Origin of the sequence: Streptomyces sp. NPDC101237 (assembly GCF_044767465.1) — a bacterium.
Taxonomy (GTDB): domain Bacteria; phylum Actinomycetota; class Actinomycetes; order Streptomycetales; family Streptomycetaceae; genus Streptomyces; species Streptomyces gramineus.
The window spans coordinates 326,879-344,867 of the sequence record NZ_JBIWNY010000005.1 but is presented as its reverse complement, the minus strand read 5'-3'; the positions used below and the strand labels follow the sequence as shown (position 1 = coordinate 344,867).

The 17,989-nt window shown below is 71.9% G+C and carries 16 protein-coding genes and 1 other RNA gene; 13 read left to right on the top strand and 4 right to left on the bottom strand.

Features of this window, described 5'->3' with window-relative positions; translation table 11 throughout:
* Positions 1–81 precede the first annotated feature (81 nt).
* From ACIRQ9_RS10960 to ACIRQ9_RS10945, 4 genes are all read left to right on the top strand, one after another.
* Positions 82–1,788 carry a serine/threonine-protein kinase gene (locus ACIRQ9_RS10960; RefSeq protein ID WP_404169779.1) on the top strand — a complete coding sequence of 569 codons (1,707 nt, stop codon included), beginning with the start codon at positions 82–84 and terminating at the stop codon, positions 1,786–1,788.
* A 111-nt stretch (positions 1,789–1,899) separates the two neighbouring features.
* Positions 1,900–3,132, top strand: coding sequence for a serine/threonine-protein kinase (locus tag ACIRQ9_RS10955; protein WP_404169776.1), 1,233 nt, complete (start codon positions 1,900–1,902; stop codon positions 3,130–3,132).
* 50 nt (positions 3,133–3,182) lie between these two features.
* Positions 3,183–4,289, top strand: coding sequence for a peptide chain release factor 2 (gene prfB, locus ACIRQ9_RS10950; RefSeq protein ID WP_402624701.1), 1,107 nt, complete (start codon positions 3,183–3,185; stop codon positions 4,287–4,289).
* Positions 4,290–4,613: 324 nt separating this feature from the next.
* Positions 4,614–5,237, top strand: coding sequence for a hypothetical protein (locus ACIRQ9_RS10945; protein WP_404169773.1), 624 nt, complete (start codon positions 4,614–4,616; stop codon positions 5,235–5,237).
* A gap of 138 nt (positions 5,238–5,375) precedes the next feature.
* On the opposite strand, the gene ACIRQ9_RS10940 is transcribed toward ACIRQ9_RS10945, so the two are convergent.
* On the bottom strand, positions 5,376–5,567 hold the full coding sequence (locus ACIRQ9_RS10940; RefSeq protein ID WP_351322896.1) for a hypothetical protein: 192 nt from the start codon (positions 5,565–5,567) through the stop codon (positions 5,376–5,378).
* Positions 5,568–5,815: 248 nt separating this feature from the next.
* Here ACIRQ9_RS10940 and ftsE point away from each other — a divergent pair, with 248 nt between their 5' ends.
* The 5 genes from ftsE (at position 5,816) to ssrA (ending at position 9,785) form a co-directional block, all read left to right on the top strand.
* Positions 5,816–6,505, top strand: coding sequence for a cell division ATP-binding protein FtsE (gene ftsE / locus ACIRQ9_RS10935; RefSeq protein ID WP_404169770.1), 690 nt, complete (start codon positions 5,816–5,818; stop codon positions 6,503–6,505).
* 22 nt (positions 6,506–6,527) lie between these two features.
* A complete protein-coding gene (gene ftsX, locus ACIRQ9_RS10930) occupies positions 6,528–7,448 on the top strand; it encodes a permease-like cell division protein FtsX (protein ID WP_404169767.1) in 921 nt (306 codons plus the stop codon).
* A gap of 68 nt (positions 7,449–7,516) precedes the next feature.
* Positions 7,517–8,686: a S41 family peptidase gene (locus tag ACIRQ9_RS10925; protein ID WP_404169764.1), complete on the top strand. Its 1,170-nt coding sequence runs from the start codon at positions 7,517–7,519 to the stop codon at positions 8,684–8,686.
* Positions 8,687–8,749: 63 nt separating this feature from the next.
* On the top strand, positions 8,750–9,292 hold the full coding sequence (gene smpB / locus ACIRQ9_RS10920; RefSeq protein WP_316779008.1) for an SsrA-binding protein SmpB: 543 nt from the start codon (positions 8,750–8,752) through the stop codon (positions 9,290–9,292).
* Between the two features lie 104 nt (positions 9,293–9,396).
* Positions 9,397–9,785: a transfer-messenger RNA gene (ssrA, locus tag ACIRQ9_RS10915) on the top strand.
* A gap of 288 nt (positions 9,786–10,073) precedes the next feature.
* Here ssrA and ACIRQ9_RS10910 read toward each other — a convergent pair.
* Positions 10,074–11,420: an MFS transporter gene (locus tag ACIRQ9_RS10910; protein WP_404169760.1), complete on the bottom strand. Its 1,347-nt coding sequence runs from the start codon at positions 11,418–11,420 to the stop codon at positions 10,074–10,076.
* Between the two features lie 84 nt (positions 11,421–11,504).
* On the opposite strand from ACIRQ9_RS10910, the gene ACIRQ9_RS10905 reads away from it, so the two are divergent.
* From ACIRQ9_RS10905 to ACIRQ9_RS10890, 4 genes are all read left to right on the top strand, one after another.
* Entirely contained in the window at positions 11,505–12,476 is a 972-nt protein-coding gene (locus ACIRQ9_RS10905) for a LysR family transcriptional regulator (RefSeq protein ID WP_404169757.1), read from the top strand.
* A gap of 159 nt (positions 12,477–12,635) precedes the next feature.
* Positions 12,636–13,616: a hypothetical protein gene (locus tag ACIRQ9_RS10900; protein ID WP_404169754.1), complete on the top strand. Its 981-nt coding sequence runs from the start codon at positions 12,636–12,638 to the stop codon at positions 13,614–13,616.
* Positions 13,617–13,798: 182 nt separating this feature from the next.
* Positions 13,799–15,907, top strand: coding sequence for a glycosyltransferase (locus ACIRQ9_RS10895; protein ID WP_404169915.1), 2,109 nt, complete (start codon positions 13,799–13,801; stop codon positions 15,905–15,907).
* A complete protein-coding gene (locus ACIRQ9_RS10890; protein WP_404169751.1) occupies positions 15,904–17,157 on the top strand; it encodes an acyltransferase in 1,254 nt (417 codons plus the stop codon). The genes ACIRQ9_RS10895 and ACIRQ9_RS10890 overlap by 4 nt, the downstream gene beginning before the upstream one ends.
* A 76-nt stretch (positions 17,158–17,233) precedes the next feature.
* Here the strand turns inward: ACIRQ9_RS10890 and ACIRQ9_RS10885 are convergent, their stop codons facing one another.
* Both ACIRQ9_RS10885 and ACIRQ9_RS10880 read right to left on the bottom strand, forming a co-directional pair.
* Positions 17,234–17,449 carry a hypothetical protein gene (locus ACIRQ9_RS10885; protein WP_404169748.1) on the bottom strand — a complete coding sequence of 72 codons (216 nt, stop codon included), beginning with the start codon at positions 17,447–17,449 and terminating at the stop codon, positions 17,234–17,236.
* The gene (locus ACIRQ9_RS10880) at positions 17,440–17,982 is read right to left on the bottom strand and encodes a barstar family protein (RefSeq protein WP_404169745.1); all 543 of its coding nucleotides are present in this window, start codon (positions 17,980–17,982) and stop codon (positions 17,440–17,442) included. The genes ACIRQ9_RS10885 and ACIRQ9_RS10880 overlap by 10 nt, the downstream gene beginning before the upstream one ends.
* Positions 17,983–17,989: the final 7 nt, after the last annotated feature.

The following is a 17,989-nucleotide window of genomic DNA, read 5'->3' as shown; positions in this document are numbered from 1 at the left end:
GCCCGGTGTCGGGGGCCACGGCACTACAGTGGGTCGGACACAAGAACCGGACACACCAGCAAGCAGCAGGGAGCGGATGACGTGCGGCCGGTAGGCAGCAAGTACCTCCTGGAGGAGCCGCTCGGACGCGGCGCCACCGGTACCGTCTGGCGTGCCCGCCAGCGGGAGACCGCGGGCGCCGAGGCGGCCGTGCCCGGCCAGCCCGGAGAGACCGTCGCGATCAAGGTCCTCAAGGAAGAGCTCGCGAGCGACCCCGACATCGTGATGCGGTTCCTGCGGGAGCGTTCCGTGCTGCTCCGGCTGACCCACCCGAACATCGTCCGGGTCCGCGACCTGGTCGTCGAGGGCGACCTGCTGGCCCTGGTCATGGACCTCGTCGAGGGCCCGGACCTGCACCGGTACCTGCGCGAGAACGGCCCCTTCTCGCCGGTCGCCGCCGCGCTGCTGACCGCGCAGATCGCCGACGCGCTCGCCGCCAGCCACGCCGACGGCGTCGTGCACCGCGACCTCAAGCCCGCCAACGTGCTGCTCCAGCAGTACGACGGCCGGATGCACCCGCTGCTGACCGACTTCGGCATCGCCCGGCTCGCCGACTCCCCGGGCCTGACCCGCACCCACGAGTTCGTCGGCACGCCCGCGTACGTGGCACCGGAGTCCGCCGAGGGCCGCCCGCAGACCTCCGCCGTCGACGTCTACGGCGCCGGCATCCTGCTGTACGAGCTGGTCACCGGCCGTCCGCCGTTCTCCGGCGGCAGCGCCCTCGAAGTCCTCCACCAGCACCTGAGCGCCGAGCCGCGCCGCCCGTCCACCGTCCCCGACCCGCTGTGGACGGTCATAGAGCGCTGCCTGCGCAAGAACCCCGACGACCGGCCCAGCGCCGAGAACCTCGCCCGCGGCCTGCGGGTCGTCGCCGAGGGCATCGGCGTGCACGCGAACTCCGCGCAGATCGCCGCCGCCGAGGGAGTCGGCGCGCTGCTGGCCCCCGACCCGGCGCCGACCGCCGTACCGGGGTCGGCCGACCCCACCCAGGTGCTGCCGAACACCGGCGGTCCCGGCGGTTCGTACGACCCGAACGCGGTGACCAGCTTCCTCCCGCACACCGGCGGGCCGGCCGGCGCCGCCGACCCGACCGCCGTACTGCCGAACACCGGCGCCCCCGACCCGACGGCCGTCATGCCGCCCATGCCGCAGGGACAGCCGCAGGGGCAGCCGCAGCCGGAGCAGCCGCACCCCTGGCAGACCCAGCTGCGCGCGGCCCGCGACCGCAACGAGCAGACGCAGATCCAGTACCTCGACCCGAACGAGGACCCGCTGCGCCGCCGCCCGCAGCGCCAGGTGGCCCGGCCGCAGGACCAGCCGCGCCAGGCCCCGCAGCAGCAGCCGGTGCGCCGGCCGCAGCCGCGCGGGCAGCAGCCGCGCGGACAGCAGGACGGCGGATACGGCCGGCAGCAGCCCGCCGGCTACGGGCACCAGCCGCAGCAGTACGCACCGCAGCAGCAGCCCCAGCGCCAGCAGCAGCGCTACGCGCCCCCGGCCGCCCCCGCCGAGCCGCAGCGGGCCCCGCGCGAGCCGCGCCGGCGCGGCGCCAACCCGATGAAGATCCCCGGGCTCGGCTGCCTCAAGGGCTGCCTGTTCATGGTCGTCATCCTGTTCGTCGCGGGCTGGCTGATCTGGGACCTCACCCCGGTGCACACCTGGGTCGGCGAGGGCAGGGGCTACTGGCAGCAGCTGAAGGACTGGTCGAAGGCGGTCGGCGACTTCTTCGACAGCGTGGGCGCCGGCAACTGACCGCGAGTTTGGTTATTTGTCGACATCCGGCGGGTGATTTCCGCCTCCCTGGTGAAGGTTGGCTCTTCGGACGCGTACTTTTGTCGGCAACACGCGTCTGTAGGAGCAGCCTTGGCACGGAAGATCGGCAGCCGGTACACCGCCAACCAGATCCTGGGGCGGGGCAGCGCCGGCACGGTGTGGCTGGGCGAGGGGCCGGAGGGGCCCGTCGCCATCAAGCTGCTGCGTGAGGACCTCGCCTCCGACGAGGAGCTGGTGGGCCGCTTCGTCCAGGAGCGCACGGCCCTGCTGGGCCTCGACCACCCCCACGTGGTCTCCGTCCGCGACCTCGTCGTCGACGGCAACGACCTCGCCCTCGTCATGGACCTGGTCCGCGGCACCGACCTGCGCACCCGCCTGGAGCGCGAGCGGCGCCTGGCGCCCGAGGCCGCGGTGGCGATCGTCGCGGACGTCGCCGACGGCCTGGCCGCGGCGCACGCGGCGGGCGTCGTCCACCGGGACGTCAAGCCGGAGAACGTCCTGCTCGACATGCAGGGCCCGCTCGGCCCCGGCGGCGCCCACCCGGCCCTGCTGACCGACTTCGGCGTGGCGAAGCTGATCGACTCCCCGAAGCGGACCCGCGCCACGAAGATCATCGGGACGCCGGACTACCTGGCACCGGAGATCGTCGAGGGCCTGCCGCCCCGGGCCTCCGTCGACATCTACGCCCTGGCGACCGTCCTGTACGAGCTCCTCGCGGGCTTCACCCCGTTCGGCGGCGGCCACCCCGGCGCCGTCCTGCGCCGGCACGTCACCGAGACCGTCGTCCCCCTGCCCGGCATCCCCGAGGAGCTCTGGCAGCTGCTCGTGCAGTGCCTGGCCAAGGCGCCGGCCTCCCGGCTGCGCGCCTCCGAGCTGGGCGCGCGGCTGCGTGAGCAGCTGCCGACGCTGGCGGGCATGCCGCCGCTGGACGTCGACGAACCCGAGAGCGAGGCGCAGCCCGAGGAGACCGCCGAGGAGCCGTCCGCCGCCCCGGCCGCCGAGGAGCAGCGGGCCCGGCGCCGCGGGGCCGTCTCCCTGGTGCCGGGCGCGAAGCCCGACTCCAACCGGGACACGCACACCTCGATGCGGGTGCCGGGGCCGGACGAGCTGGCCGGCGGGGCCCGGGGCACCGCCCGGGTTCCCAGGGCCTCCGGGGCGCCCCGGCCGGGCTCGGCCCGGCACCGGGCGGCGCAGCGGCGGCGCCGGGTGACGCTGGGCGTGGCCGGGGCGGTGCTGGCCGCCGCGGTGGGTGTCGGCGCCTGGCTCGCCACCTCCGGCGACGACGCCCCGCCCCAGGACACCCACAGCACGTCGGCTCCCTGACGCCACCGGCCCGGCGCTGTGCGCCTGGCGGAGCCGTTACGCTGGGAGGCGTGGCAGTCGTCGATGTATCCGAAGAGCTCAAGTCCCTCTCCTCGACCATGGAGTCGATCGAGGCCGTTCTGGACCTCGACAAGCTGAGGGCAGACATCGCCGTGCTCGAGGAGCAGGCGGCCGCGCCGTCCCTGTGGGACAACCCGGACGAGGCGCAGAAGATCACCAGCAAGCTCTCCCACCTCCAGGCCGAGGTCAGGAAGGCGGAGGCGCTGCGCGGGCGGATCGACGATCTCGCGGTGCTGTTCGAGATGGCCGAGGAGGAGGACGACCCGGACACCCGTGCCGAGGCCGACTCCGAGCTGGCCGCCGTCAAGAAGGCGCTGGACGAGATGGAAGTGCGGACGCTGCTCAGCGGGGAGTACGACTCCCGCGAGGCGCTCGTGAACATCCGCGCCGAGGCCGGTGGCGTGGACGCCGCCGACTTCGCCGAGAAGCTGCAGCGGATGTACCTGCGCTGGGCGGAGCAGAAGGGCTACAAGACCGAGGTCTACGAGACGTCGTACGCGGAAGAGGCCGGCATCAAGTCGACCACCTTCGCCGTGCAGGTGCCGTACGCCTACGGGACGCTCTCGGTCGAGCAGGGCACCCACCGCCTGGTGCGGATCTCGCCCTACGACAACCAGGGCCGCCGCCAGACCTCCTTCGCGGGCGTGGAGGTCCTCCCCGTCGTGGAGACGACCGACCACATCGAGATCGACGAGTCCGAGCTGCGGGTGGACGTCTACCGGTCCTCCGGCCCCGGCGGCCAGGGCGTCAACACCACCGACTCCGCGGTGCGTCTCACGCACATCCCCACCGGCATCGTCGTCTCCTGCCAGAACGAGCGGTCGCAGATCCAGAACAAGGCGACGGCCATGAACGTCCTCCAGGCCAAGCTGCTGGAGCGGCGCCGGCAGGAGGAACAGGCCAGGATGGACGCCCTCAAGGGCGACGGCGGCAACTCCTGGGGCAACCAGATGCGCTCGTACGTCCTGCACCCGTACCAGATGGTCAAGGACCTGCGTACGGAGTTCGAGGTCGGCAACCCCGAGGCCGTCTTCAACGGCGAGATCGACGGCTTCCTGGAGGCCGGAATTCGCTGGCGCAAGCAGCAGGAGAAGTAACTTTGTCGACTTGCCCATGGTGAGTCGGCCGATCCGAGAACTGCCGTCCCTGGGGCGGCAGTTCTCGTTTTTCCGGGCCGCGCCAAGGGGCGTCGTCACGATTTACATCACACTCACAGGCTTCAACTCCCCCCATTCGGCGCGCAACTGGACATCGCGCCCGCAACGGCCTTGACGTTGCTTTGAAAAATGGGAAGGGTGAAGCGTGGCATGCGTATCTCTGGGGCGCATGAGAACCGGGGGGCTTGCGCATCCGTAGCTACCTCCGTGAGCACCGCCCCAGCGCCGCCCACCTGACATTCAGCTACTGGGGGTAGCAACCAGATGACCAAGAAGACACGGATCCGGGTCGCGCGGATAGCCGCCTGCGCCGTGATCGCCGCGGGCGCCTCGCTGACCGCCGCCGGCGCCGCCTCCGCCCTCTCCATCGGCGTCGAGGCCAACGAGGGCGGTCTGACCGCCACCGTCAACACCGGTGACGACCCGAGCGACGACCCCACCGAGATCCCGACCGGCCCGGCCACCAGCGAGCCGCCCACCAGCGAGCCGCCGACCAGCGAGCCGCCCACCAGCCAGGCGCCCTCCGAGTCCTCGGAGCCCTCGGACGAGCCCACCCAGCCGACCGACGAGCCCACCGAGCCCACGGAGGAGCCGACCGACAACCCGACCGACGGCAGCGGCACGGGCGGCAACGGCGGCAGCACCGGTGGCGGCAACAACACCGGCACCGACGGCAACGCCGGCACCTCCGCGCAGGAGGAGGGCTCCTCGGCCCTCACCGACACCGGCTCCAACACCCAGACCCAGGGCGGCGGCGACCAGCTCGCCGAGACCGGCGCCGCGCAGACCGGCTTCCTCATCGTCGGTGCCGCCACCATGATCGCGGGCGGTATCGGCTTCCGCGTCCTGCCGCGCCTCATGGGCGGCCGCGGCGGCGCCGCGGCCTGACCGCCGACCAGCGGTAGGCGAGTGCTCACACAGCGTACGCGTCACGTGCGACGAAGGGCCCGGAGCAGCGGCTCCGGGCCCTTCGGTCGCTCTGTGCGCCTGCCTGCGGCGGGCGGCCGCGCGGCTGTGTGACGCTCGCTACGCGGTCTGATGCGCGAGCAGGGCCACGGCGGCGATCAGCACCGCCAGCAGCCCGATCAGCGCCATCGGGTTCAGTCCGCCCAGGAAGCTCTCCTGCTGCAGACGCTGGCGGTTGGCGCGGCACACGGGGCACCGGCCTTCGCTCACGGGCGCCGCGCAGTTCGCGCACACCAACCGGTCGTACGTCATGCGCTCGCCCTCCTTGCACCGGACCATCACCTACACAACGCGCAGTGGAACGAGAACGTTCCCCCTCCACTGTGCCAGGTTCCCCCGGAAAGGGCGCGGCCGTCCGCGGACCCCGCTCCGGCGTTCCGGAAAGACCTCCCCGGAACAAAACCGCACAAGCCTCACCCAACCGTGACCGGCGCCTGCGCTTCCTCACCCGACTCGCGTATGGTCACGCTCATCTACCCCCGGCGACCCGTGGTGCATCCGTGATCCGATTCGACAATGTCTCCAAGGTCTACCCCAAGCAGACCCGCCCCGCACTCAGGGAAGTGTCCCTGGAAGTGGAGAAGGGCGAGTTCGTGTTCCTCGTGGGATCCTCCGGCTCCGGAAAGTCGACCTTCCTGCGGCTGGTCCTCCGCGAGGAGCGGTGCAGCCATGGCCAGGTGCACGTCCTGGGCAAGGATCTCGCCCGTCTCTCCAACTGGAAGGTGCCGCAGATGCGCCGCCAGCTCGGGACGGTCTTCCAGGACTTCCGGCTGCTGCCCAACAAGACGGTCGCCGAGAACGTGGCCTTCGCCCAAGAGGTCATCGGCAAGTCCAAGGGCGAGATCCGCAAGTCCGTGCCCCAGGTGCTCGACCTCGTCGGGCTCGGCGGCAAGGAGGACCGGATGCCCGGCGAGCTGTCCGGCGGTGAGCAGCAGCGCGTGGCCATCGCGCGCGCCTTCGTGAACCGGCCCAAGCTGCTGATCGCGGACGAGCCCACCGGTAACCTCGACCCCCAGACCTCGGTCGGCATCATGAAGCTGCTCGACCGCATCAACCGCACCGGCACCACCGTGGTGATGGCCACCCACGACCAGAACATCGTGGACCAGATGCGCAAGCGCGTCATCGAGCTGGAGAAGGGTCTGCTCGTCCGCGACCAGGCCCGCGGCGTCTACGGCTATCAGCACTGAGGGAAAGGCATAACCCGAGGCCATGCGCGCCCAGTTCGTACTGTCGGAGATCGGAGTCGGTCTCCGACGCAATCTGACGATGACCTTCGCCGTCGTCGTCTCGGTCGCCCTGTCCCTGGCGCTCTTCGGTGGCTCGCTCCTGATGAGCGACCAGGTCAACACCATGAAGGGCTACTGGTACGACAAGGTCAACGTCTCGATCTTCCTCTGCAACAAGAGCGATGCCGAGTCCGACCCGCACTGCGCCAAGGGCGCGGTCACCGAGGACCAGAAGAAGCAGATCCAGTCCGACCTCGGCAAGATGACCTCGATCGTCGAGAAGGTCGTCTACGAGTCGCAGGACCAGGCGTACAAGCACTACAAGGAGCAGTTCGGCGACTCCCCGCTGGCCGACTCCCTCACGCCGGACCAGATGCAGGAGTCGTACCGGATCAAGCTGAAGGACCCGCAGAAGTACCAGGTGGTCGCGACGGCGTTCGACGGCCGTGACGGTGTCCAGTCCGTGCAGGACCAGAAGGGCATCCTGGACAACCTGTTCGGTCTGCTCAACGGCATGAACTGGGCGGCCCGCATGGTCATGGCCCTGATGCTGGTCGTCGCCCTGATGCTGATCGTCAACACGGTGCGCGTCTCGGCGTTCAGCCGTCGCCGCGAGACCGGCATCATGCGCCTGGTCGGCGCCTCCGGCTTCTACATCCAGGCCCCGTTCATCGCGGAGGCCGCCGTCGCCGGTCTGATCGGCGGCACGGTCGCCTGCGGATTCCTGGTGATCGCCCGGTACTTCATCATCGACCACGGCCTCGCGCTCTCCCAGAAGCTGAATCTGATCAACTTCATCGGCTGGGACGCGGTGTTGACCAAGCTCCCGCTGATCCTCGCAACCAGCCTTCTGATGCCCGCTCTTGCGGCGTTCTTCGCGTTGCGCAAGTACCTGAAGGTGTGACGCATGCCAAGAGGGTCGTACGGGCAAGCGTCCGTGCGGCCCTCTCGGCTTGTCCTAGACTCACCGGCATGTCAGGCCGAGAGCTGTTCTGTCAGCCCCGCCGGGTTCGCCGGGGGGCGGCTCTGACGTTGGTGTTCGCAGGGCTGTTGGTGACCGGCGCGGCCACCGGCGCGTTCCCCGATCCCGCGCGGAGCGACCGGAGGACGACGGGCGGAGCCGCCCGTCCGGACGCCGGCCACGAGGACGTCACCCGGGCCGCCGCCGAGGCGATGGCCGACGGCAAGTCGCCCATGGAGGCGGCGGAACGGGCCGTGAGCCGCAGCGGGGACCGCTGGGCCGCGGTCTACTCCGAGGGCGAGTACCAGGAGTTCGAGGAAGCGCTCGACGGTCAGTACACCGGCGTCGGGCTGTGGGCCCGGCGGGAGCGGGACGGCCGGATCGAGGTGTCCAAGGTGCAGGCCGGGTCGCCCGCCGCCGTCGCCGGCATCCACAAGGGCGACCGGCTGCGCAGCGTCGACGGCTCGGACGTCGAGGGCCGCCCCGTCACGGACGTCGTCTCCTTACTGCGCGGTGACGCCACCGACGCCCGCGCCGGTACGACCGTCACACTCGGCCTGGGACGCGGCACGCGCGCGTGGACCGAGACCCTGCGCAGGGCGCTGCTGTCCACCGACTCGGTGACCGTGCGCAAGCTGCCCGCCGGCATCACCGTCATCAAGGTCTCCGCCTTCACCCGCGGCTCCGGGGAACTCGTCCGCGACGCCGTACGGCGGGCCTCCGCGGACGCCGGGATCGTCCTGGACCTGCGGGGCAACTCCGGCGGCCTGGTCAGCGAGGCCGTCACCGCCGCCTCCGCGTTCCTGGACGGCGGCCTGGTCGCCACCTACGACGTGGACGGCGTCCAGCGCGCCCTGCACGCCGACCCCGGCGGCGACACCGCCAGGCCTCTGGTCGCGCTCGTCGACGGCGGCACGATGAGCGCCGCCGAGATGCTCACCGGCGCCCTCCAGGACCGCGGCCGCGCGGTCGTCCTCGGCTCCCGCACCTTCGGCAAGGGCTCCGTCCAGATGCCGACCCGGCTGCCCGACGGCTCGGTCGCGGAACTCACCGTCGGCCACTACCGGACCCCCTCGGGCCACACCGTCGACGGCCGGGGCATCACCCCCGACCTGGAGGTCGGCACCGAGGCCCTGAAGCGGGCCGAGACGGTCCTCAGCGGGCTCGGCGACCCCTCGTAGCGCAATCCGCTTCCCTCGCACCCCCTGTGTAGTGCGAAAATGGAGAGCACTATGGCCAAGGGAATGTACGTACCGAAAGAGTCCCAGCAGAAGCAGCAGGGGACGGCCGCCAAAGCCAGGGACGGCGAGAAGGGCGGCAAGCGCAAGATCGTCGCGCAGAACAAGAAGGCGCGGCACGACTACGCGATCATCGACACCTACGAGGCCGGCATCGTGCTGTCCGGCACCGAGGTGAAGTCGCTGCGTCAGGGCCGGACCTCGCTGACCGACGGCTTCGTGCAGATCGACGGGAACGAGGCGTGGCTGCACAACGCCCACATCCCCGAGTACAGCCAGGGCACCTGGACCAACCACTCGGTGCGCCGCAAGCGCAAGCTGCTGCTGCACCGCGAGGAGATCGACAAGCTGGAGGCCAAGTCCCAGGAGACAGGCCACACGATCGTGCCGCTCGCCATCTACTTCAAGGACGGCCGGGCCAAGGCGGAGATCGCGCTCGCCCGGGGCAAGAAGGAGTACGACAAGCGGCAGACCCTGCGCGAGCAGCAGGACCGGCGGGAGTCGGACCGGGCGATCGCGTCGGCGAAGCGGCGGCAGCGGGGCGCGTAGCGCGCGGGAATGCACTGGCACGCGTACCTGTTGATCACGTACAATGGCACTGCGCCTCACAGAGGGTGCGTGACCCCTCCTCGGAGGGATTGAAAAAACAACATGGGGATGATCGGTTTCGACAGCGGATGTTGAACCAGGGGAAGCGTGTCGAGGAAGCGGCAATGATCTCGTAAACCATATGTCGCAACCAATAATCGCCAATTCCAAGAGCGATTCCCAGTCCTTCGCCCTCGCTGCCTAATAAGCAGTGAGTGAAGGACCCTTAATGGGTGTCAGCCCGGGGGTGTTCCCGACCCGGATCCTGGCATAATCTAGGGAACTAAACCAGCCGGCCCGGTCACGGGGCCGACTGGGAAATCAAACAGTGACTGGGCCCGTCGGCGACTTGTTCGCGAGATTGCCGGGGCCGAGAAAATCACAGCGAACTGCACACGGAGAAGCCCTGGTTTTGCACCGTTGGACGCGGGTTCGATTCCCGCCATCTCCACAGTCTCCATGTACACGAGGGCCCGGCGGTCACAGACCACCGGGCCCTCGTCGTGCGCGCGGGACACCGCACGGACGGCTCGGACCGTCGTGGACGGCGCGCCACCGGGGCGAGCGGCACTGGACGGCGAAGTGAGTCCCGCCGCCGCGGCCGCCCCCTGTCCGACGGCCCCGTCGCCGATCTGTACCCCTGGGCCGGTGCTCTCGCCGAACACCTTCAGCGCGGCGATCGTGCACCAGGTCAGGACGGCGTACGCCTCCTGAACCCGTCCCAGGCGTGGGCCGGACACCGTCAAGGGGTACGGCCAGAAGTGAGGGAAGCGGTCCGGCTGACCCTGCGCGACAGGCGAGCGGACAGGTGGATCACGAAGGCCGTGACGGCCGCCGTGGCCGGGGCGGCGAACGCGGCCGTGGGCGAGACGTGTTCCGCCGCCCAGCCGCCGACCGCGGAACCGGCCGCGATGCCGGTCAGCAGGGCGGTCACGGTCAGGCTCATCCCCTCGTTGAGACGGTCCCGCGGGGTGCGCTCCTGGACCAGGGTCATCGCGGTCACCATGGTCGGCGCGGTCGCCATGCCGGCCACGAGCAGGGCGGCCGCCAGTGCCCAGAGACCGCCGGCGGTCCGGGTCGCGAGCAGGGGCAGGAACATCAGGGCCGCCATCGCCACCAGGCAGGCCGACAGCCGCCGTTCGGCCGGACCGGACGGCCGGAGCGCCCCGTACACCAGTCCCGCCGCGCACGACCCCGCTGCCTGCAGGGCGAGCACGGCACCGGCCGCCGCACGGTGACCCTGGGCGTCGGCGTAGGCGATCGTCACCACCTCCATCGAACCGAAGACCGCGCCGGTCGCGAGGAAGCAGGCGAGCAGGGACGGGATGAGCACCCGGCCGGTGGGGGTGCGTCCGGTCCGCGGCGGCGGCTCGGTGGCCCGCTGGGCGGCGAACAGCAGCGAGCCCGCCAGCAGCAGCACCGCGCCGACCAGCGTGCCCGCCTCCGGGAAGAAGGTGCCGGTCAGGAAGGCCGCGAGCACCGGGCCGAGCATGAAGCACAGCTCGTCCGCGGCCTGTTCGAAGGAGTTCGCGGTGTGCAGGGCGGCCGGGTCCGCGCGCAGCAGGTGGGCCCAGCGGGCGCGGGACATGCCGCCGAGGTTGGGGGTGGTGGCGGTGGCCGCGTAGGCGGCGAACAGCGTCCAGTCGGGGGCGCCGAAGCGGACGCAGAGCAGCAGGGCCAGGCTGCCGAGGACCGCGACGACGGTGGCCGGCACGGCGACCCGCGCCTGGCCGTACCGGTCGACCAGCCGTGCCACCCACGGCCCGGCCACCCCGGTCGCCGCCAGGCCGGTCGCGGTGACGGCGCCGGCGAGCGCGTACGAGCCGCGGGTCCCGGCGATCATCACGACCGCGCTGACGCTGAACATGCCCATGGGCAGCCGGGCCAGCAGGTTCCCGGCGGTGAAGGCCCGGGTGCCGGGCAGGGCGAAGAGGCGGCGGTAGGGGCCGGGCGGGCGGGAGCCGGGGCGGTGGCGGGTGCGGGGGCCGAAGTCGACGGCGACGACGGCGTCGGCGGTGACGGTGTACAGAGGGGCGGGGCGGGCGTCGGGGCGGGCGCCCGGCGGAGTCGGTGCGGTCGGGTGCGGCATGTCCTTCACCGTCGCGCAGCGCCGATCAAGGGGTCCAACACCTGCTGCGCGCCGATTCACGCACCTGTGTTGTAGGTTCGCGTGATGCCAGCGCCCGCCCCCATCGATCCCCGGCTGCTGCGGGTCTTCGTGACCGTCGCCGAGGAACTGCACTTCACCCGCGCCGCCACCCGGCTGTACGTCGCCCAGCAGGCCCTCAGCCGCGATGTGCGGCGGCTGGAGCGGGAGTTGGGCGCCGAGCTGTTCCTGCGCACCACCCGGCAGGTCGCCCTGACCGCCGACGGCGCCCGCCTGCTGCCGTACGCCCGCCGGGTGCTGGCCGCCCAGGACGCGCTGCTCGCCGCGTTCGGACAGGCCCGGCCGCTGCTGGTGGACCTCAACTCGCCGGGCCTGGAGACCGGGCGCCGGGTGCTGCACCGCGCCCGCGAACTCGCCCCCGACGGCGAGCTGATGGCCCGCTACGAGAGCGGGCTCACCGGAGCGGCGGCCGACCTCCTCGCCGGGCGGCTCGACGCGTCCTTCGGACGGTTCGCGGGACTGGATCCGGCGCTCCGCTCCGGTCTCGAACAACAGCCCGTCCGGTTCGAACGCATGGCCGTAATTCTTCCCTCGGATCACCGGCTGGCGGACCTGGCGGAGGTGCCGCTGGCCGCGCTGGCGGGCGAGACGGTCTACGCAGGCGCGGGCAACGAGCGCACTCTGGAATGGACTGACCTGGCCTTCTGCCTGTTCGAGGGGCGCTCGGTGGCCGTCGCGCCGCCGCTGCCGCTGGCCGTCGGCGAGGAGGAGTTCGAGCGCATCATGGCCAAGAACCGGAATCCGATTCTCGGGGTAGTGGGATTTCCGGCCATACCTGGGACGGTCGCGCGGCCCCTCGTCGATCCCGTCCCTTTGTCGCCGGTGTCCCTCGTGTGGCGAAAGGGGCTGGTCCATCCGGGGGTGGACGCGCTGCGGCGGGCGGCCGCGGAGATCGCGCGGGCGGAGGGCTGGCTTCAGCAGCCGTCCGACGGTTGGATTCCGGCCACTGATCAAGAAGTGATGGACGCCCACAAATGACACATCGGAAACACGGCATCCCGCCGTGCGCTAGCTTCATGGCCCCGAGCGCGGAGAGCTAGAAGGGGGCGTTCGGAAACGGGTGGGGGCCCGGATCCGATGACGTGTGCTCGGGGTCGTCAGCGCGCCCGGAACAGTCCCGTGGGGGGAAACGTGCGCGTGAAGAATTGGCGAGAAGAGACCCAACCCGAAATACCTCAGGCGGCGCTGGACGCCAGGGACGTGCCGCTCGCGGGAGGAGACCCGCCGACGGCGGACCGGGGCCCGGACGGCTCCGGGACGGCCGGCCGGAGCGGGGCCACCGGAGCGGGCGGGGCCCTCGAAGTGGGCGGGGGAGCGGACACGACCGGCGCCACCGAGGTGCTCCCGGTCGCCGCGCAGCGGAATCCGTGGGGCGCGGTCCTCGGTGACGGGACGCGCCGGCTCCCGGTCGGCGCCGACCTGTTCACGGCCCAGGACCCGTTCTCGGCCCAGGACCCGTTCGCCGTCCAGGGCCCCGGCCGGACACGCGTCGCGGACGACGCCGGGTCGGTGCGGATACGGCCGACCGGTGCGCCGGAGGTCTCCGACGCACCGGTCTTCGTCGACGCGTCGGGGCGCCGCAGCCGCAGGTTCCGCAGGATCGGCACCGCCGTCGGCCTCGCCTGCGGGGTCTACGCGGTGGTCATCGTCGTCACCCTGCTGTCCGGCAGTTCCGACGCGCCCTGGCTGCCGGTGCCAGGACAGAACCACGACCGGCCGGCCGGGAAGGTCGACGACTCGCCGCGGCCCGCGCGGTCCGCCCCGTCCTCGGGCGACGACACCTCGGTGGCCGGTCCTGCCGCGAGCGGTGACGGAACGACCCCGGCGGCGGCCCGCGTCTCCTCCCGGACACCTGGGGCGGACAGGAAGCAAGCCGGACCGCCGAGCGCTTCGACGCCCGCGCGGCCGACGCCGTCCGGCACCGCGGGCGTCTCGCCGCACCCCGGATCGTCGTCCGTGGCACCCTCCCCGTCCGCGTCGGCGCCCACGTCCGACACTCCGGACCCACCCGCCTCGTCGCCCCCGGCCTCGCCCAGCGAAACGGCCGCCCCGACCGGCGGCCCGGTCGCGGAGGGCGCCGCTCCCCGTACCGGCACCTCCCGCGCTCCCGTTCTGTGATGGCGTCCCGCACCCGAGGCCGTACCCGCTCCGCTACCGCCGTCCGCTCCGGAGCGCCCGCACGCTCCCGCACCGGCACCGGCACCGGCACCGGCACCGGCACCGGTACCCGGGGCCGCGGCCGCCGGCGCGGCTCCGCACCGGCGGCACCCCCTGGCGGTGCCCGGCGCCGCCGCCTGCCCATGCGCCTGACGCTGCCCGTCCTGGTCCTGGCCGCCGTGATGGCCATGCTGGTGCTGCGCGGCTACGTGCACAGCGAGATCCTCGCCGACCACCGGATCCGGCCCGAGGCCGCCTCCGGCCAGGTCCCGGAGCGGATCCTGGACGGCGGCCCGGTCATCGACACCCGCGGCGGCCGTACGACGTCCCTGCGCGTCCCCGACCGCCACCTGGTCCTCACCTTCGACGACGGACCCGACCCGACCTGGACCCCGCAGGTCCTGGACGTCCTGAAGAGGCACCACGCGCACGCCGTCTTCTTCGTCACCGGCACCATGACCTCGCGCCATCCGCACCTGGTCCGGCGCATGGTGGCCGAGGGCCACGAGGTCGGCGTGCACACCTTCAGCCACCCCGACCTGTCGTACCAGTCGACGAAGCGCATCGACTGGGAGCTGTCCCAGACCCAGCTGGCGATCACCGGCGCGGCCGGCATCCGGACGTCCCTGTTCCGGCCGCCGTACTCCTCCTTCGCCGACGCGATGGACGATCGGTCCTGGCCGGTGACGCGGTACATCGGCAGCCGCGGCTACATCACGGTCGTCAACGACACGGACAGCGAGGACTGGCGCAAGCCGGGCGTCGACGCCATCGTCCGCAACGCGACCCCGCACGACGGCAAGGGCGCCGTCGTCCTGATGCACGACTCGGGCGGCGACCGCCACCAGACGGTCGCCGCCCTGGACCGTTTCATCCCGCTGCTCCAGCACCGCGGTTACACCTTCGGCAACCTCACCGAGGCCCTGAACGCGCCGAGCGCCCACACTCAGGTCGGCGGCCCGGACCGCTGGCAGGGCAGGGCCTGGATCTTCCTGGTCCAGGCGGCGGACGGCGTCACCGGCGTGCTGGTGGCCGGGCTCGCGGTGGTCGGCGCGGCCGTGCTGGCCAGGTTCGCGCTGATGCTCTGGCTCTCCTTCGCGCACGCCCGCAGGGTCCGCCGCAGGAACTTCCGCTGGGGCCCGCCGGTGACGGAGCCCGTCTCCGTCCTGGTCCCCGCCTACAACGAGGCCAAGTGCATCGAGAACACGGTCCGTTCCCTGACCGCGAGCGAGCATCCCCTCGAGATCCTCGTCGTCGACGACGGCTCGACGGACGGCACGGCGGACATCGTGGAGGACCTGGGCCTGCCGGACGTCCGGGTGATCCGCCAGGTCAACGCGGGCAAGCCCGCCGCCCTCAACACCGGCCTGGCCGGCGCCCGGCACGACATCGTCGTGATGATGGACGGCGACACGGTCTTCGAACCGGCCACCGTACGCGAACTGGTGCAGCCCTTCGGCGATCCGCGGGTCGGCGCCGTCGCCGGCAACGCGAAGGTCGGCAACCGGGACTCCCTGATCGGCGCCTGGCAGCACATCGAGTACGTGATGGGCTTCAACCTGGACCGCCGGATGTACGACGTCCTGCGCTGCATGCCGACCATCCCCGGCGCGGTCGGCGCGTTCCGCCGTACCGCCCTGGAACGGGTCGGCGGCATGAGCGACGACACCCTCGCCGAGGACACCGACATCACGATGGCCATCCACCGCGACGGCTGGCGGGTGGTGTACGCCGAACGGGCCCGCGCCTGGACCGAGGTCCCGGAGTCCGTCTCCCAGCTCTGGTCCCAGCGCTACCGCTGGTCGTACGGCACCATGCAGGCGATCTGGAAACACCGCGGGGCACTCCTGGACCGGGGCCCGTCCGGGCGCTTCGGCCGCGTGGGCCTGCCCCTGGTCTCCCTCTTCATGGTCGTGGCCCCGCTCCTGGCCCCGCTGATCGACGCGTTCCTCCTCTACGGCATCGTCTTCGGCCCGACGCGCAGGACGATCGGCGCCTGGCTCGGCGTCCTCGCCGTGCAGGCGGTCTGCGCGGCCTACGCCTTCCGCCTGGACCGCGAACGCATGACCCACCTCGTCTCGCTCCCCCTGCAGCAGATCCTCTACCGCCAGCTGATGTACGTCGTACTCCTCCAGTCCTGGATCACGGCCCTCACCGGCGGCCGGCTGCGGTGGCAGAAACTGCGGCGCACGGGCGTGGTGGGGGCGCCGGGTGGCGACCCGGACCGGACGAAGGGCAGGCTGCCGGCATGACCCAGGCCGACACCGCTCCGGCCCGCACGGCCGCCGGCGGACCCGTCCGGGACCGCTACCTGGACCTGCTCCGCTTCCTGGCCCTGCTCCGCGTGGTGGTCTACCACCTGTTCGGCTGGCCCTGGCTGACCGTCCTGTTCCCCTCCATGGGCGTGATGTTCGCGCTGGCGGGCTCGCTGATGGCACGCAGCCTGAGCCGGCCGGCGGCGCACGTGATCCGGGGCAGGCTCCGCCGCCTCCTGCCGCCGCTGTGGCTGTTCGGCGCGGTCCTGCTGACCCTCCTGCTGACGGCCGGCTGGCACCCGCTGAACGACCCGGACGTCGGCGGCGGTTGGACCGGCTGGGCCAGGCTGAGCACCTACGTCCTGCCGCTCGGCGCCCCGCCGTACCCCGAACACCTGGGCTCCGCCTCGGGGTTGCTGGACGACACCTGGGCGGAACAGGCGGCGGGCCCGCTCTGGTACCTGCGCGCGTACCTCTGGTTCGTCCTGCTGTCGCCCCTGCTGCTGAGGGCGTTCCGCAGATGGCCCCTGCCGACGGCCCTGGTTCCCCTTGCCCTTACGGCCGTCATGGGCACGGGACTCGTGACGATCCCGGGCGAGGCGGGCAACGCGGTGACCGACTTCGCGGTGTACGGCGGCTGCTGGATCCTCGGCTTCGCCCACCAGGACGGGGTCCTGGCACGGGTCCCGCGCTACGCGGCGGTCTCGCTGTCCTGCGTGGTGATGGCGGTGGGCCTGTGGTGGGCCTCGGGCCATCCGGGCCCCGGGGGCGGCGACCTGAACGACATCCCGTTCGCGCAGGCCTGCTGGTCCTTCGGAGCGGTGGTCCTGCTCCTCCAGTACGCCCCGTCCTGGCGCGAACTGCCCCGCCGCCTCCGCCGCTGGGACAGAGCGATCACCCTCTCCAACAACCGCGCGGTGACGATCTACCTGTGGCACAACATGCTGATCATGGCGACGTTCCCGATCGTCGACCAGGCGTACAACCTGCCCTTCATGGACTCCGACCGGGCGTCCGGACTCCTGGACTCGACGTACGGCGTCTGGACCTTCCTCGCGGTGTGGCCGCTGATCGTGGCGGCGGTGGTGGCGTGCGGGTGGATGGAGGACGTGGCGGCGGGACGACGGGCACGGGTGTGGCCGGACGGGCGGGGGAGGGAAAGTCCTCGCCGGCGACGGACCGGCCCCGAGCCGCAGCGGGCCCCGCGGACGTACAGAGGCGGGCGCGCTTCCGGGCAGGGGCGTTGACCGGGGGCTCCACAGCCGCCGTCGAGGGCGCTGAGGGTTCCGCGTTCCGGTGCTCCGGGGAGCAGGCTGACACCTGTCATCCAGTGGCGTTCGCGGGAGGCAGCCGTGTCGCGAGGGCGTCGATCTCGGCCAGGGACTTCTCCAGATTCTCCCGTCCCGCGTCGTCCTCGGGCAGGAGCGGAAGCCGGGGCGCCGCGAAGCGCTCGGCTCCCTCGCGCACCGCGCTCGCGAGCCGCGCCGCGGGTGAACGGTCGATCACCGTACCGTCGGGGGTCCCGCGTCTCAGTGCCATTCCTCGGGGTTGAGCGCGGCCCCGACGAATCCGTCCCCGACGGTGACGACGAGGTCCTTCTGGGCGATCCGCCGGGCGATCCCCTCCGGATCGAACGCGCGGAACTCCAGGACGAAGTGCTCGATGACGGCCGGCCGGTCCAGGGGGTCGCCGTCGAGGTCGACCGCCGAGTTCGCGCGGTCGGCCCCCTGGCACAGGACCGACACGAACAGCGGGAAGTGCTCGGTCTCCAGCAGCGGATCGGCGTCATGGACGACGCCGGCGATGCCGACTCCGCCGGTGACCGCGTCGCACAGGTCGTCCAGGCAGTCCACCACGGCGTCCCAGTTCTCGCCGAAGTAGCCCGGGAACTGCAGGGTCCGCGCGAGGGCGCGGTACGTGCCCGGCACCGTCATCAGGTCCCGGGCGTCGAAGTGGTGCACCCGGCCGCCCTTCGCCGACAGCTCCGCCAGTTGCTCCCGGACCTCGGACGACCCCTGGGGGACGAACACGACCCAGGGCTGCGAGGTGCCTGCGAGATCAAAACTCGTCATTCCTGGA